Consider the following 14043-nt stretch of genomic DNA (forward strand, 5'->3'; position numbering starts at 1 on the left):
GGCGCCGCTGCCGACGCCATCGCGGGCGAGCCCGCTCCCACAGGATTAGTGATAACCGTCTTCATGGGTGACCTTGCCGCGGAACACGTAGTAGCTCCAGAAGGTGTAACCCAGGATGAACGGGATGATGAACAGCGTGCCCACCAGCATGAAGCCTTGGCTTTGCGGCGGTGCGGCGGCGTCCCAGATCGAGATCGACGGCGGCACGATGTTCGGCCACAGGCTGATGCCCAGACCGCTGTAGCCGAGGAAGATCAGCACTAAAGTCAGCAGGAACGGCATGTAGTTGGCATTGCGTGCCACGGCGCGGATCAGCCCGTACATCGTCACCAGCACCAGAATCGGCACCGGCATGAACCAGAACAGGTTCGGCATGCTGAACCAGCGGGTGGCAATATCCGGATGAGCCAGCGGCGTCCAGATACTGACAATACCGATCACGGCCAGCAGTACGAAAGCCAATGGCCGTGCCAGGTCATGCATCTGTTCCTGAAGCTTGCCTTCGGTTTTCATGATCAGCCAGGTGCAGCCGAGCAAGGCATAGGCCACCACCAGCGCGGCGCCGCAGAACATTGTGAACGGCGTCAGCCAGTCCAGTGAACCGCCGGCGAACTGCCGATTGACCACCGGCAAGCCGTCGATGAACGCGCCCAGCGCCACGCCCTGAAAGAACGTTGCCGCCACCGAGCCACCGATAAACGCCTTGTCCCACAAATGGCGCTTGTCGTCCTTGGCCTTGAAGCGGAACTCGAACGCCACGCCGCGGAAGATCAAACCGATGAGCATGAAGATCAGCGGCAGGTACAACGCTGACAACACCACCGAATAAGCCAGCGGGAATGCGCCGAACAACGCCGCACCGCCCAGCACCAGCCAGGTTTCGTTGCCGTCCCAGACCGGGGCGACGGTGTTCATCATCACGTCACGGTCGACTTTGCCCGGGATGAACGGGAAGAGAATCCCGATCCCCAGGTCGAAGCCGTCCATGACCACGTACATCATGATGCCGAAGATGATGATCACGGCCCAGATCAGCGGAAGATCAATACCCATGAGTCAAATCTCCTTGGTCACGCGAATGTCGTCGTCGCCGTGATCGGCATCGGCCGAGTCGTCGGCAGCGGACAACGGACGGGCCGGTGTGCGTTTCTTGCCTGGACCACCGTCCGGCGTTTCCGTGCCTTCGCTGATCTTCGGCCCTTTGCGCACCAGACGCATCATGTAACCGAGACCTGCACCGAACAGCGCGAAATACACCACCACAAACATGATCAAGGTGATGCTCATCTGCATGAAGCTGTGGTTTGAAGACGCATCCGCCGTGCGCATCAGCCCGTAAACCACCCACGGCTGACGGCCGATTTCAGTGGTGAACCAGCCAGCGAGAATCGCGATCAGGCCGGAAGGCCCCATCCACAATGCCAGATACAGGAACGGGCGCGAGGTGTAGAGCGTGTCGCGTTTGCGCAGCCACAGGCTCCACAGACCGGTGAAGATCATCAGGAAACCGAGGCCGACCATGATCCGGAAAGACCAGAATACGATGGTCGAATTCGGCCGGTCTTCTGGCGGGAATTCCTTGAGCGCCGGCACCTGTTTGTCCAGCGAGTGAGTCAGGATCAGGCTGCCGAGGTAGGGAATCTCCACGGCGAACTTGGTCTTCTCTTCTTTCATGTCCGGCCAGCCGAACAGGATCAGCGGCGTCGCTTCATCACCGTGGTTTTCCCAGTGACCTTCGATCGCAGCGATTTTTGCCGGTTGATGTTTGAGCGTGTTCAGACCATGGAAGTCGCCGATGACTGCCTGGATCGGCGCGACGATCAGCGCCATCCACATTGCCATCGACAGCATGGTGCGGATTGCCGGATTGTCCTTGCCGCGCAGCAAGTGCCAGGCCGCCGAGGAGCCGACGAAGAAAGCTGTGGCAACGAACGCAGCGGTCGCCATGTGCATCAGGCGATACGGGAACGAAGGGTTGAAGATGATTGCCAGCCAGTCGGTGGGGATTACCTGACCGTTGACGATCTCGAAGCCCTGCGGGGTCTGCATCCAGCTGTTGGAGGCGAGAATCCAGAAGGTCGAAATCAGCGTACCTATCGCCACCATGACCGTGGAAAAGAAGTGCAGCCCGCGCCCGACCTTGTTCCAGCCGAACAGCATGACCCCAAGAAAACCAGCCTCAAGGAAGAATGCCGTGAGCACTTCATAGGTCAGCAACGGCCCGGTGACGGCGCCGGCGAAGTCCGAGAAGCGGCTCCAGTTGGTGCCGAACTGGTAGGCCATGACCAACCCGGAGACCACACCCATACCGAAGTTGACGGCGAAGATCTTCGACCAGAAATGGTAGAGGTCACGGTAGGTGTCGTTACGGGTTTTCAGCCACAGGCCTTCGAGCACCGCGAGGTAACTCGCCAGGCCAATGGTGATGGCCGGGAACAGGATGTGGAACGAGATGGTGAACGCGAACTGAATTCGGGCGAGATCGAGTGCCTCTAAACCGAACATAAGTCTTCCTCTGTCAGGTAATACCGGCTTCGGGGCTTGTGGCCCCTGCGCCTACTGCCCCCACGGATATGGAGTGCGGCGAATTCTGATTCGTTCTTTTTTAACAACCATCGCAACGCAGGGAGTCTGGCCAACGGGCCACCAGAGCATGGCCCGGGAGGGTCTTGATCTGGATCAAGCAACGTTGAAAGAGTAGTCCCATTTCCGACGAAGAACTGCGTGGTCGTTTGCCGCGTGACAAGTTGCCTCATCGGCGCGGCAATGCTCTGCAATGGATTTCTTGCGGCGAGCTTGAATAAATCGATGTCTTCCTAACTAAATTTTTTGTCATAGCAACTTCCTGTTACAGACTGGTGATAATCTCGCGGTTCCCCTCGAGCCAGACCTGCCTTCAGATGCCCAGCCAAGAGCCCCTGCTGTTACGTCACCATCGTCCGTTTCTCGCTTTCTGGTTCGCGCGGATCTTTACCGCCAGCGGATTTCAGATGCTCACCGTGGCGATCGGCTGGAACCTCTACCAACTGACCGGCAACGTGCTTGATCTGGGTCTGGTCGGACTGGTCGAATTTGCCCCGCGCGTGCTGTTCATGTTGCACACCGGGCATGTCGCCGACCGCTATGACCGACGCAAAGTCGCGGCGATCTGTCAGTCGTTGCAGGCGTTGATCGCCTTGGCGCTGGCGATTGGCAGCGCCACCGATCACGTGACCCGCGAGATGATCTTCATCCTCGCCTTTCTGCTTGGCGCGGCGCGCTCGTTCGAGATGCCGACCACTCAGGCATTGCTGCCGAGCATCGTCCCTAGCGCGCTATTCCCTCGGGCAGTGGCGGCGGCGCAGTCGGCGCAGCAGTCGGCAACGATCGTCGCCCCGGCGCTGGGCGGTTTGCTCTATGCGTTCGGCAGTGTCTGGGTTTATGGCCCGACGGTGCTGCTTTATGTGATTGCCTGCACGCTGATGCTCAATCTTCCCGCGCGCCAGACGCCGTTGAACAAAGGCAAAGCCACGCTGGATTCGTTGCTGGCGGGGATTCGTTTCATACGCAGCCGCCCGGACATTCTCGGGGCAATTTCGCTGGATTTGTTTGCGGTACTGCTCGGCGGCGCCACGGCGCTGCTGCCGGTATTTGCCAAAGACATCTTGTTGACCGGACCGTGGGGCCTAGGCCTGCTTCGCTCTGCACCGGCGGTCGGCGCACTGGGGATGTCGCTGTTTCTCGCGCGGTTTGCCGTGGAGCGCAATGTTGGCCGGGTGATGTTCACCGCAGTGGGCATCTTCGGCGTGGCGACCATCGCCTTCGGCCTGTCGACCTCGTTCTGGTTCTCGCTGGCGGTGCTGGTGGTGCTCGGCGCAGCGGACATGATCAGCATGGTCATCCGTGCTTCCTTCGTACAACTGGAAACCCCGGACGAAATGCGCGGCCGGGTCAGCGCGGTGAACGGGCTGTTCATCGGTGCTTCAAACCAGTTGGGCGAATTCGAATCCGGCGTCACCGCCCACTGGTTCGGCACGGTGCCGGCGGTGGTCATGGGAGGGATCGGCACGCTGGTGGTCACGGGGACGTGGATCAAGTTGTTTCCGACGCTGGCCAATCGGGATCGGATGCATGTGCCGGTGGAAGAGGTGAAGGTCTGACAACCTCCAAAGCACAAGAAAACTGAAAATGTGCGGTACATAGTTACCGCACCGAGTGTAATGTATCGCCTTACACTCGAGCCTATGATCAAATCCTTTCAGCACAAAGGCCTTCGAGGCTTCTATGAAACAGGTTCGACTCGCGGGATTCGTGCCGACCACGCAAAACGGCTGTCGCGCATGCTGCAGTTCATGGATCGCGCTACGCTTCCTGCAGATCTGGACCTTCCGGGTTGGCGCCTGCATCGATTGAAAGGTGAACTGACGGAGTACTGGTCGCTGAGCGTTTCAGGCAACTGGCGAGTGATCTTTCGTTTTGTCGGTTCGGATATCGAACTGGTCGATTATCTGGACTACCACTGACAGGAGGCAGGCTCATGCCCATGCACAACCCGCCACACCCCGGCGAAACACTGCTGATGGATGTTTTGCCCGAGCTTGGCATCAGCGTGACCGAATTGGCCCGACACTTGGGCTTCGCGCGCCCACATCTTTCCCGTGTATTACACGGACATGCGCCAATCAGCCCGGATCTGGCTGTGCGTCTTGAGCGTGCCGGCATTGGCAAGGCGCGTGTGTGGCTAGGCGTACAAACCGACTACGATCTGTGGCAAGCGGAGCATCGGGAGCAACCGGTTATCGAACTGATCTCTGTCCACGCCTGACACCTCCAGCCACTACAACTCCCCCGCCACTTTCGCCCGCAAGGCCTTGCCGCCGAGTTGCTCGACCAACGTCAAGGCAAACTCCATTGCAGCGCTTGAGCCTTGTGCGGTGACGCAGTTGCCGTCGACCACCACCGGTTGATCAACAAACGTACAGCCCGAGAGTTGATGGCTGGCGCTGGGCAGGCAGGTCATGCGCCGCTGGCGCAGCACGCCGAAGGATTGCAGGGCGACGGCCGGGGATTCGGCGATGGCAGCGAACAGGCGTCCGGCGCTGGCCTGATCCTTGAGCAACTGTTGCAGAGGTTGGTGCGCGGCCAGATGTTGTGAACCGACAACACCGCCGGGCAGGACGATCAGGTCAAAGGTTTGCGCCAGCACATCGACCAGCATGCCGTCGGCGGTCAGGCGTGTGCCACGGGCGCAGGTGAGCATGCGTCGGCCTTCAATACTGGCGGCGACCACTTCGATACCGGCGCGGCGCAACACGTCGATCAGGGTCACGCTTTGCAGATCATCGATGCCCTCGGCGAGGGTAATCAGGGCTCTAAAGGTCATGGGCGTTATCCGCTGGGTGATGCTTGAAGCGTAGTCAGCTTCAACCGGATCGCGCTGCAGCAGCCGTTACTTGATGTAAAGCTGAGTCGACATCGTGTTGCGCGGCGCGTTGATCGAGGTGTTGCTGAAGGTGAAGGTGCCCTCCTGCTTGCCCGCCAGATCGAAGGTATAAAGAGAACCGACGGTTTTGTTGCCGGGAGTGCATTCGGTCAGGTTGCCGTTATCAAAGGCACACACCGGGGCACGGGTGCCGTTCACTTCAAAACCGTCCAGTGCGACCTGAGGCTGGCTCTTGCCGTAGCCGACTTCGAGCACGTAGACCTTGATGTTCGGTCCGCCGTGATTGCATTGGGTCTGTGTCTGGCCATCGCCGATGTCTTCAAGACCGCAGGCCGGCGATTGCACCTTGATCACTTTCACTTGCGTCAACGGTGGCGCCGATGCCGCCCAGGCTGTCGACATCCCGGCCATCAGTACGGCAATCAAACCCAAAACCTTCATCCAGCACTTGCTCATGCGCTTCCCGCCCCGAAAAAATCAGCGCGCAGTATGGCGCAGTTGGCATCAACGCAAAACTTCGCCGACGATCGACACCAACAACCGCCATATTCCTCACGCTGCTGGTATGATGCGCGGCTTTTTCCGGCCCAGCACAATTTTTCAGGCGCTTGCGACGGTCTGTGCTTTGCTGTTGAGGTCGATACATTCACGGCGCCACGCGCGCCACGGGGAGCAGACATGCTGGAAAGGCTGTTTCAACTCAAGGCACACAACACCAACGTGCGCACCGAGATTCTTGCGGGCATCACGACGTTCCTGGCCATGGCCTACATTCTGTTCGTCAACCCGAGCATCCTCGGTGAGACCGGCATGGACAAGGGCGCGGTGTTCGTCGCCACCTGTCTGGCAGCCGCCATCGGCTCGACGGTGATGGGCCTGATCGCCAACTACCCGATCGCCCTCGCACCGGGCATGGGGCTGAACGCCTTCTTCACCTACACCGTGGTTCTGCACATGGGCCACACCTGGCAAGTGGCGCTGGGAGCGGTGTTCATTTCTGCCGTGCTGTTCTTCCTGCTGTCGATCTTCCGTATTCGTGAATGGATCATCAACAGCATCCCGCTGCCACTGCGCTCGGCGATTGCCGCCGGTATTGGCCTGTTCCTCGCGCTGATCGCCCTGCACAACGCCGGTATCGTCGTCAGCAACCCGGCGACCATGGTCGGCCTCGGTGACCTGAAACAACCGGCACCGATTCTCGCCACCCTAGGTTTCGCCCTGATCGTCGCCCTCGAAGCACTGAAAGTGCGCGGCGCGGTGCTGATCGGCATTCTGGCGGTGACCATTGTCTCGATCGCCATGGGCTTCACCCCGTTCAACGGCGTGACCTCGATGCCACCTTCGCTGGCCCCGACCTTCCTGCAACTGGACATCAAAGGCGCACTGGACATCGGTCTGGTCAGCGTGATTTTCGCTTTCCTGTTTGTCGACCTGTTCGACAACTCCGGCACCCTGATCGGCGTCGCCAAGCGCGCCGGCCTGATGGGCAAGGACGGCCACATGCCGAAAATGGGTCGCGCACTGATCGCTGACAGCACCGCGGCCATGGCCGGTTCGTTGCTGGGTACCTCGACCACCACCAGCTACATCGAATCCGCTGCTGGCGTGAGTGCGGGCGGCCGTACCGGTCTGACGGCCATCGTTGTGGCGATTCTGTTCCTGCTGGCGCTGTTCTTCTCGCCACTGGCGGCCAGCGTTCCGGCTTTCGCCACGGCACCGGCGTTGCTGTTCGTCGCCGTGTTGATGACTTCCGGCCTGGCGGAAATAGACTGGGACGACATCACCGTCGCCGCGCCAGTTGTCGTGACCGCGCTGGCCATGCCGTTCACTTACTCGATTGCCAATGGCATCGCGTTCGGTTTCATCTCCTGGACCGTGATCAAGCTGCTGTCGGGCCGCGCCCGTGAGCTGAACCCGGCGCTGGTGATTCTGTCGATTCTGTTCGTGATCAAGTTGGGTTGGTTCAACGCATGACTTTCGATTCCCAGGCCTACGCCGAGCAACTAGAAGCCAAGGTCACGCGCTTGCGTGATCTGCTGGCGCCGTTCGATGCCCCCGAGCCGACCGTGTTCGACTCGCCGCTGCAGAACTTCCGTCTGCGCGCCGAATTCCGCCTGTGGCGCGAGGGTGGCGAGCGGCATTACGCGATGTTCGCTCAGGACGACAAACGCACGCCGATCCTGATCGAAGAATTCCCGATCGCCAGCCTGCGCATCAACCAGTTGATGCCGCAATTGAAGGCGGCATGGCAGGCCAGTTCGGCGCTGAGCCACAAGCTGTTTCAGGTGGAATTCCTGACCACGCTGGCCGGCGATGCAATGATCACCCTGTGCTATCACCGCCCGCTGGACGAACACTGGCATACAGCGGCGACGAAGCTGGCGGCGGATCTCGGCGTCAGCATCATTGGTCGCTCGAAGGGCAAACGCGAAGTACTTGGCCTCGATTACGTGGTCGAGAAACTCGACGTCGGCGGTCGCACCTTCAGCTATCGCCAGCCGGAAGGCGCGTTCACTCAGCCGAACGGCACAGTGAACCAGAAGATGCTCAACTGGGCATACGAAGCGCTGGGTGATCGCAACGACGATCTGCTGGAGCTGTATTGCGGCAACGGCAACTTCACCCTGCCGCTCGCCACCCGCGTGCGCAAAGTGCTGGCCACCGAAATCAGCAAGACCTCGGTCAACGCTGCATTGAGCAACCTCAGCGAAAACGCTGTGGATAACGTCACTCTGGTGCGTTTGTCCGCCGAAGAACTGACCGAAGCGCTCAACGACGTGCGCCCGTTCCGTCGCCTGCAAGGCATCGACCTGAAGAGCTACGAGTTCGGCAGCGTCTTCGTCGATCCGCCGCGCGCCGGCATGGACCCGGACACCTGCGAGTTGACCCGGCGCTTCGACAACATCCTGTACATCTCCTGCAACCCGGAAACCCTGGCGGCGAACATCGCCCAGTTGCACGACACGCACCGTATTACCCAATGCGCGTTGTTCGACCAGTTCCCGTGGACGCATCACATGGAATCGGGTGTGTTGCTGACTCGCCGTTGATTGCGGCATAGCAGATAGGAAAAAGCCGTCGTGATTGACGGCTTTTTTGTGGTTTTACAACGCGGGATCGGCCTTGCGTGGTCGCCCGCCCTTTTTGCCATTCGCTCGAGCAGCTTCGGACTTTGCAGCACTGCTTTGACGACCGTTACGCGATGCAACCACCGACGCAGCCATCTTCATGAGTGACTGGCTCGCTGAAATCATCCCGGCAATGGAAACGTCAAGGTCTTTGCCCTCATGGCAAAGCGCAGTGCCTGCGAATCCGACGGTTAGTCCCTCGTAATCGCCTGCATCAAACCCGTCAAACTCTGGATACTGGTTCACCGGAAGCAACACACCGCTGCCATCCTCAAAACGGATGACCAAAGATGATTTTTCAAAGCACACAGAAACAGCTTGGAAACTGCTGGCCTGTCGTACTTCACCAAGCTTTATGGCTGCATCGAGCATTTCTTCCGTCAGTGGTCGATGTACGGACGGCTTTGCCTTAATGACTTTCATAAATGGATTTCAACTCCTTCCGGTTTGCCAACCAATGTCAGAAGCAACTTGTCTTCTTCTGGTTCGTAGCGCGCCGCAGCGATCCTGTAAGTCGTATCGGTAACCAGTTTCATCACGGGTACCTCGTTTGATTCGCAGTCCCACACTTGATTGCCGAGACAGACGGTTTGCAAACCTGACCACCAGATCCCTCGTGCGCGACGCAGATGAACGGGATGCCCCAACGATCGACACAAACCCTCCAATACAGCCATCGTCGGTCGACGAGACAGCGGCACGACATCCCACAGATCAATGTCGTTGTGCCAAAAGCTGAAATGGAATCGCGCACTCCAGGCGCCCGCATTTACATGAGCGTGCGGTGGGCAATGCTCATTCCGCAACATTACGCGTATCGACAATCCCTTGTAGTTGCACACATTCATGCTAACCCATCCGTTAGGTTAATAAATTTCAGGATCCGATAATCCTTTCAAATCCGACGACCGGTGCCGTAAAACGCAAGCGGCTCCGCTCTTCTCTCAGGCTAGCGCCGGCATGGGTCAGGAGTCGGTAAATCTTCGAGGGAAAACGTAAGCAAAACTGTCGTTACGATTCGAACAACATCAAGTATGAAACAGCCTTGGTGCGATTACCGAACACAAAAATCCTGGGCTCAGGCACTTCAATTGACCATGGTAACCATCTAGTACATTTTATCTCCACAGGCTGAAATCCTCGGCCAAAGCCAAAAACAATAAGTGGAGTTACCCCTCATGCCCCCTATCGTTCTGGTGCTCAACGGCCCGAACCTGAACCTGCTCGGCACCCGCGAGCCGGCGACTTACGGCCACGAAACCCTGGCGGACATCTCGGCGTTGTGCGGTCGCGCCGGCGAAGAATTCGGCCTGGCCGTGGAATTTCGCCAGACCAACCACGAAGGCGAACTGCTCGACTGGATTCACGCTGCCCGTGGCCGTTGCGCCGGGATCGTGATCAATCCGGCGGCGTGGACGCACACCTCGGTTGCGATTCGCGATGCGCTGGTGGCCAGTGAATTGCCGGTGATCGAAGTGCACCTGTCCAATGTCCATGCTCGTGAACCGTTTCGTCATCACTCGTTTGTCTCGGCGATCGCCACGGCGGTGATGTGCGGCTTTGGCAGTCATGGTTATCGACTGGCACTGGAACATTTCAGCCAGCGGCTAAAGGGGTAACGCGCATGTCTCGCTCTAACGTAATACTCGCCGGGCTGATCGGCGCCGGCATTCAGGCCTCTCGCACGCCAGCGCTGCATGAGCACGAAGGCGATGCCCAAGGTCTGCGCTACCTCTATCGATTGATCGATCTCGATCAGTTGAAAATGGACAGCACCGCCCTCTCCGACCTGCTGCTGGCGGCCGAGCGGATGAATTACACCGGGCTGAACATCACCTTCCCGTGCAAGCAGGCGATCATCCCGCTGCTCGATGAGCTGTCGCCGGAAGCCAAGGGCATCGGCGCGGTGAACACGGTCGTGCTGAAGGACGGCAAGCGTGTCGGTCACAACACCGACTGCCTCGGTTTTGCCGAAGGTTTTCGCCGTGGCCTGAAGGACGCTGCCCGTGCACGCGTGGTCCAGATGGGCGCCGGTGGCGCCGGTGCGGCGGTGGCCCACGCGTTGCTGAGCGAAGGCGTACAGCAACTGACTATTTTCGATGTCGACAGTGAGCGCGCCGAGAGCCTGGCGAACAATCTCAATGAGCATTTCGGCTCCGCTCGCGCGGTGGCCGGACATGATCTGCCGAGCACGCTGAATCTGGCCGACGGCCTGGTCAATACCACGCCAATGGGCATGGCCAAACTGCCGGGCATGCCGGTGCCGGTCGAGCTGCTGCGCAAGGAATTGTGGGTGGCCGAGATTGTGTATTTCCCGCTGGAAACCGAGCTGTTGCGCAATGCCCGCGCGCTGGGTTGCCGGACACTGGACGGCGGCAATATGGCGGTATTTCAGGCGGTGAAGGCGTTTGAATTGTTCAGCGGCGTGGTGCCGGATGCGCAGCGGATGCTCGCGCATTTTCAAAGCATGAATGGCTAAAAACCTGTGGGAGCGAGCCTGCTCGCGAAGGCTTACCTTCAGTCAACATATTTACTGACTGACACACCGCTTTCGCGAGCAGGCTCGCTCCCACAGGGACGATGTCAGGCCTGCAGGTAGCGCAGCACCGACTCGCAAATCATCTCGCGATGCCGCTGCTTGATGCTTTCATCCGGCAGATCGATCTGAAAAATCTCGCCAAACGTGTGCCGGTTCGATACGCGATAGAAGCAGAACGAACTGATCAGCAAATGCACATCCAGCGCATCCAGCCCCGCACGGAAAACACCTTCAGCAGCACCCCGACGCAGAATCTCACCGAGCGAATCGAGGATGGTGTTGTTCATCGCCTTGATCGCATCGGAACGCTTCACGTATTCGGCATTGTGGATGTTTTCAATGCTGACGATGCGCACGAAATCGACGTTGCGGTCGTGGTGGTCGAAGGTGAACTCGACCAATCGGCGAATCGCTTCCACCGGCGCCAGCTCGGCCAGGTGCAAACGGTTTTCGGTGTTGCGAATATCGCCATATAGCTTTTCCAGCACCTCGACGTACAACTGCTCCTTACTACCGAAGTAGTAATAGATCATGCGTTTGGAGGTGTGGATACGCTCGGCAATCGCATCGACGCGAGCCCCCGACAAACCTTGCTGGACGAACTCGACGATCGCCTCCTGCAGGATGTTCTCGCGGGTCTTTTCCGGGTTGTTCTTGCGACTCTTGCGCGGCTCCACGGCGGATACGACAGGAGCTGCGGAAAGTTCTGTATTCATCGTCATTGCGGGCTCACGGCCATCACTGCACAGGCGGCGATTATGGGCCGCGCAGCACAGTGAAGGAAGCTGCGGGACCTGTGTTTAATCCCGCGCTTACGAATTTCCTACAACTTCGCCTGGCGCACGGCGCCGCTGCGGGATTTCGCCATCGCCGCTAGACGCACTGCGACGTTCGCCGCGCCGTAACCGGCATAGCCGTTCTTGCGCTGGATGATCTCGAAGAAGAAACGCCCTTCGAACGGCTCCGTGTAGACGTGGAACAGCTCACCGCCCTGAGCATCACGGTCGTACAAGACGTTGTAATACGCCAGTTCGCTGAGGAATTCGTCATCGAAATCGAAGCGCGCGGCGAGGTCGTCGTAATAGTTGAGCGGAATATCCAGCAACGGTACGCCAGCCTCTTTTGCGCGACTGACTTCGGCGAAGATATCGTCACAATCGAAGGCGATGTGGTGCACACCCGAGCCGCGATAGCTCGACAGCGCGTGGGAGATCGCAGTGTTGCGGTTCTCGGAAATATTCAGCGGCAAGCGGATCGAACTGTCGCGACTGCGCAATGCGCGGCTCTTCACCAGCCCGTACGGATCGGGCAATACCACTTCATCGTCCGCCTCGAAATCCAGCAGGCTCTTGTAGAACAGCACCCAACTGTCGAGGCTGTCGGCCGGCAGCGCCATGGCCATGTGATCGATACGCTTGAGACCGCCACGGGCGGGCGCATCTGCCAGCAGATTGAAATCGGTGCCGTAGACGTCGGCCTGTTCATCCACCAGATAAATCAGGCTGCCGTCCGGCGCGCGCACCGCTGCCAGCTCCAGTTCATTGGGGCCGACCAGTCCGCGATAGGGCTGACCTTTGTAGGCGACAGCGCGGGCCAGCGCACTGGCGCTGTCCTTGACTCGCACGGCGGTCGCGCACAGCGACGGGCCGTGAGCCTCGAAAAAGCTGTGAGCAAACGAGTAAGGCTCGGAGTTGAGGATCAGGTTGATGTCGCCCTGACGCAGCAAGCTCACACTCTTGGAACGATGCTGCCCGGCCTTGACGAAACCGAGGCGCTCCAACCAGTTCGACAGTTTGGCGCCGAGGCTTTCGTCTACGGCAAACTCAAGAAACTCGATGCCGTTGTACTCGCTGGCCTTCGGTGTTTCGAAAAGGATTTCACGGTTGGCAACAGGTTGGGCTGCCTGCTCCAGACGCTGACGGGTCTTCTCTTCCAGATACAGCAGCGAACGCAAACCGTCGGCGGCATTGGCCCGTGGCGGTGCGGCGCGGAAGCCGTCGTTGAAGATTTCCAGAGACAGTGGCCCGGTGTAACCGCTCTGGATGATCGGCGCGAGAAACCCCGGCAGATCGAATTCGCCCTGCCCCGGGAAGCAGCGGAAATGCCGGCTCCACTCCAACACGTCCATCTGCAGGATTGGTGCATCAGCCATTTGCACGAAGAAGATCTTCTCGCCTGGAATGTCGGCGATAGCGCTTGGATCGCCCTTCAACGACAAGGTGTGAAAGCTGTCGAGCAATACGCCGAGGCTCGGGTGATCGGCTTGGCGCACGATGTCCCAGACCTGTTGATAAGTGTTGACGTGACGGCCCCAGGCCAGTGCTTCGTAGCCAATGCGCAAACCACGCGCACCGGCATGCTCGGCCAACAGGCGCAGATCATCGACTAGAATTTGCTGATCGCCGACGCTGTCGGCCGAGGCGTTACTGCAGACCAGCACCAGATCGGTGCCCAGTTCCTGCATCAGGTCGAACTTGCGCTCGGCCCGCTCCAGATTGCGCGCGAGGCGATCGCGGCGGCAGCCTTCGAAATCGCGGAATGGCTGAAACAGAGTGATGGCGATGCCGAGGTCGGCGCACATCTGTTTAATTTCTCGCGGACTGCCGTCGTAGTACAGGAGGTCGTTTTCAAAAATCTCCACCCCGTCGAACCCGGCGGCGGCAATGGCTTCGAGTTTTTCCGGCAGGGTGCCGCTCAAGGAAACGGTGGCAATGGAACGCTGCATGTTTCAACTCCCGGACTGCGCCGCTTTATCTTTACTGTAGGAGCTGCCGAAGGCTGCGATCGTTTGATCTTTATTGCTGAAAGCAAAATCAAAAGATCGCAGCCTGTGGCAGCTCCTACACAGGATGGTTTTTATAGTGAGGGAAATTATTGGCTGCATCCCCGAGCGCAGCAATTTAAAGTGTACTACCCGGTTAGTTTTGCGTGCGATTATCGAACACAATGGCGGT

15 protein-coding genes are annotated in these 14043 nt (G+C 59.0%); 7 read left to right on the forward strand and 8 right to left on the reverse strand.

Translation table 11 applies throughout. The annotated features are described in order from the left end of the window. Positions 1-45 precede the first annotated feature (45 nt). Positions 46-1053, reverse strand: coding sequence for a cytochrome d ubiquinol oxidase subunit II (gene cydB / locus M5G26_RS05290; RefSeq protein WP_007909749.1), 1008 nt, complete (start codon positions 1051-1053; stop codon positions 46-48). A gap of 3 nt (positions 1054-1056) precedes the next feature. Then, positions 1057-2505, reverse strand: coding sequence for a cytochrome ubiquinol oxidase subunit I (locus M5G26_RS05295; protein WP_102899941.1), 1449 nt, complete (start codon positions 2503-2505; stop codon positions 1057-1059). A gap of 395 nt (positions 2506-2900) precedes the next feature. Between M5G26_RS05295 and M5G26_RS05300 the strand changes: the two genes are divergently transcribed. From M5G26_RS05300 to M5G26_RS05310, 3 genes are all read left to right on the forward strand, one after another. Further along, the gene (locus tag M5G26_RS05300; protein WP_016986176.1) at positions 2901-4139 is read left to right on the forward strand and encodes an MFS transporter; all 1239 of its coding nucleotides are present in this window, start codon (positions 2901-2903) and stop codon (positions 4137-4139) included. Positions 4140-4223: 84 nt separating this feature from the next. Continuing rightward, a complete protein-coding gene (locus M5G26_RS05305) occupies positions 4224-4502 on the forward strand; it encodes a type II toxin-antitoxin system RelE/ParE family toxin (RefSeq protein WP_122607875.1) in 279 nt (92 codons plus the stop codon). A gap of 14 nt (positions 4503-4516) precedes the next feature. Further along, positions 4517-4804, forward strand: a complete 288-nt coding sequence (locus M5G26_RS05310; protein ID WP_273914622.1) for a HigA family addiction module antitoxin — start codon at positions 4517-4519, stop codon at positions 4802-4804. A gap of 12 nt (positions 4805-4816) precedes the next feature. On the opposite strand, the gene M5G26_RS05315 is transcribed toward M5G26_RS05310, so the two are convergent. Both M5G26_RS05315 and M5G26_RS05320 read right to left on the reverse strand, forming a co-directional pair. Continuing rightward, complete coding sequence (locus tag M5G26_RS05315) at positions 4817-5362, reverse strand: DJ-1 family glyoxalase III (RefSeq protein WP_273914623.1); 546 nt, start codon at positions 5360-5362, stop codon at positions 4817-4819. 66 nt (positions 5363-5428) lie between these two features. Then, positions 5429-5878 (reverse strand): DUF4879 domain-containing protein, encoded by a 450-nt coding sequence (locus M5G26_RS05320; RefSeq protein WP_273914624.1) that lies wholly within the window; start codon positions 5876-5878, stop codon positions 5429-5431. Between the two features lie 222 nt (positions 5879-6100). Between M5G26_RS05320 and M5G26_RS05325 the strand changes: the two genes are divergently transcribed. Together M5G26_RS05325 and trmA are read left to right on the forward strand one after the other, a co-directional pair. Beyond that, on the forward strand, positions 6101-7396 hold the full coding sequence (locus M5G26_RS05325) for an NCS2 family permease (RefSeq protein ID WP_102899937.1): 1296 nt from the start codon (positions 6101-6103) through the stop codon (positions 7394-7396). After that, a complete protein-coding gene (gene trmA, locus M5G26_RS05330; protein ID WP_273914625.1) occupies positions 7393-8472 on the forward strand; it encodes a tRNA (uridine(54)-C5)-methyltransferase TrmA in 1080 nt (359 codons plus the stop codon). Before M5G26_RS05325 ends, trmA begins: the two co-directional genes overlap by 4 nt. 54 nt (positions 8473-8526) lie before the next feature. On the opposite strand, the gene M5G26_RS05335 is transcribed toward trmA, so the two are convergent. Beyond that, positions 8527-8973 carry a DUF2442 domain-containing protein gene (locus M5G26_RS05335; RefSeq protein ID WP_016986172.1) on the reverse strand — a complete coding sequence of 149 codons (447 nt, stop codon included), beginning with the start codon at positions 8971-8973 and terminating at the stop codon, positions 8527-8529. Beyond that, positions 8970-9398: a DUF4160 domain-containing protein gene (locus tag M5G26_RS05340; RefSeq protein ID WP_273914626.1), complete on the reverse strand. Its 429-nt coding sequence runs from the start codon at positions 9396-9398 to the stop codon at positions 8970-8972. The genes M5G26_RS05335 and M5G26_RS05340 overlap by 4 nt, the downstream gene beginning before the upstream one ends. A gap of 330 nt (positions 9399-9728) precedes the next feature. Here M5G26_RS05340 and aroQ point away from each other — a divergent pair, with 330 nt between their 5' ends. Together aroQ and M5G26_RS05350 are read left to right on the forward strand one after the other, a co-directional pair. Then, entirely contained in the window at positions 9729-10169 is a 441-nt protein-coding gene (gene aroQ, locus M5G26_RS05345; protein WP_134177257.1) for a type II 3-dehydroquinate dehydratase, read from the forward strand. Between the two features lie 5 nt (positions 10170-10174). Beyond that, entirely contained in the window at positions 10175-11029 is an 855-nt protein-coding gene (locus M5G26_RS05350) for a shikimate dehydrogenase (protein ID WP_273914627.1), read from the forward strand. Between the two features lie 104 nt (positions 11030-11133). Here M5G26_RS05350 and M5G26_RS05355 read toward each other — a convergent pair whose 3' ends face one another. After that, positions 11134-11811 (reverse strand): TetR family transcriptional regulator, encoded by a 678-nt coding sequence (locus tag M5G26_RS05355; RefSeq protein ID WP_134177253.1) that lies wholly within the window; start codon positions 11809-11811, stop codon positions 11134-11136. A gap of 101 nt (positions 11812-11912) precedes the next feature. Then, on the reverse strand, positions 11913-13814 hold the full coding sequence (quiC, locus tag M5G26_RS05360; protein WP_134177252.1) for a 3-dehydroshikimate dehydratase QuiC: 1902 nt from the start codon (positions 13812-13814) through the stop codon (positions 11913-11915). Positions 13815-14043 lie beyond the last annotated feature (229 nt).

This window comes from Pseudomonas sp. TNT2022 ID642, from assembly GCF_028656995.1.
In the GTDB taxonomy this organism is placed as follows: domain Bacteria; phylum Pseudomonadota; class Gammaproteobacteria; order Pseudomonadales; family Pseudomonadaceae; genus Aquipseudomonas.

Coding starts and splice junctions, on each gene's coding strand:
- aroQ (WP_134177257.1), top strand. CDS start 9,729: ATGCCCCCTATCGTTCTGGTGCTCAACGGCCCGAACCTGAACCTGCTC.
- M5G26_RS05325 (WP_102899937.1), top strand. CDS start 6,101: ATGCTGGAAAGGCTGTTTCAACTCAAGGCACACAACACCAACGTGCGC.
- quiC (WP_134177252.1), bottom strand. CDS start 13,814: ATGCAGCGTTCCATTGCCACCGTTTCCTTGAGCGGCACCCTGCCGGAA.
- trmA (WP_273914625.1), top strand. CDS start 7,393: ATGACTTTCGATTCCCAGGCCTACGCCGAGCAACTAGAAGCCAAGGTC.
- M5G26_RS05340 (WP_273914626.1), bottom strand. CDS start 9,398: ATGAATGTGTGCAACTACAAGGGATTGTCGATACGCGTAATGTTGCGG.
- M5G26_RS05315 (WP_273914623.1), bottom strand. CDS start 5,362: ATGACCTTTAGAGCCCTGATTACCCTCGCCGAGGGCATCGATGATCTG.
- M5G26_RS05320 (WP_273914624.1), bottom strand. CDS start 5,878: ATGAGCAAGTGCTGGATGAAGGTTTTGGGTTTGATTGCCGTACTGATG.
- M5G26_RS05310 (WP_273914622.1), top strand. CDS start 4,517: ATGCCCATGCACAACCCGCCACACCCCGGCGAAACACTGCTGATGGAT.
- M5G26_RS05295 (WP_102899941.1), bottom strand. CDS start 2,505: ATGTTCGGTTTAGAGGCACTCGATCTCGCCCGAATTCAGTTCGCGTTC.
- M5G26_RS05355 (WP_134177253.1), bottom strand. CDS start 11,811: ATGACGATGAATACAGAACTTTCCGCAGCTCCTGTCGTATCCGCCGTG.
- M5G26_RS05305 (WP_122607875.1), top strand. CDS start 4,224: ATGATCAAATCCTTTCAGCACAAAGGCCTTCGAGGCTTCTATGAAACA.
- cydB (WP_007909749.1), bottom strand. CDS start 1,053: ATGGGTATTGATCTTCCGCTGATCTGGGCCGTGATCATCATCTTCGGC.
- M5G26_RS05350 (WP_273914627.1), top strand. CDS start 10,175: ATGTCTCGCTCTAACGTAATACTCGCCGGGCTGATCGGCGCCGGCATT.
- M5G26_RS05300 (WP_016986176.1), top strand. CDS start 2,901: ATGCCCAGCCAAGAGCCCCTGCTGTTACGTCACCATCGTCCGTTTCTC.
- M5G26_RS05335 (WP_016986172.1), bottom strand. CDS start 8,973: ATGAAAGTCATTAAGGCAAAGCCGTCCGTACATCGACCACTGACGGAA.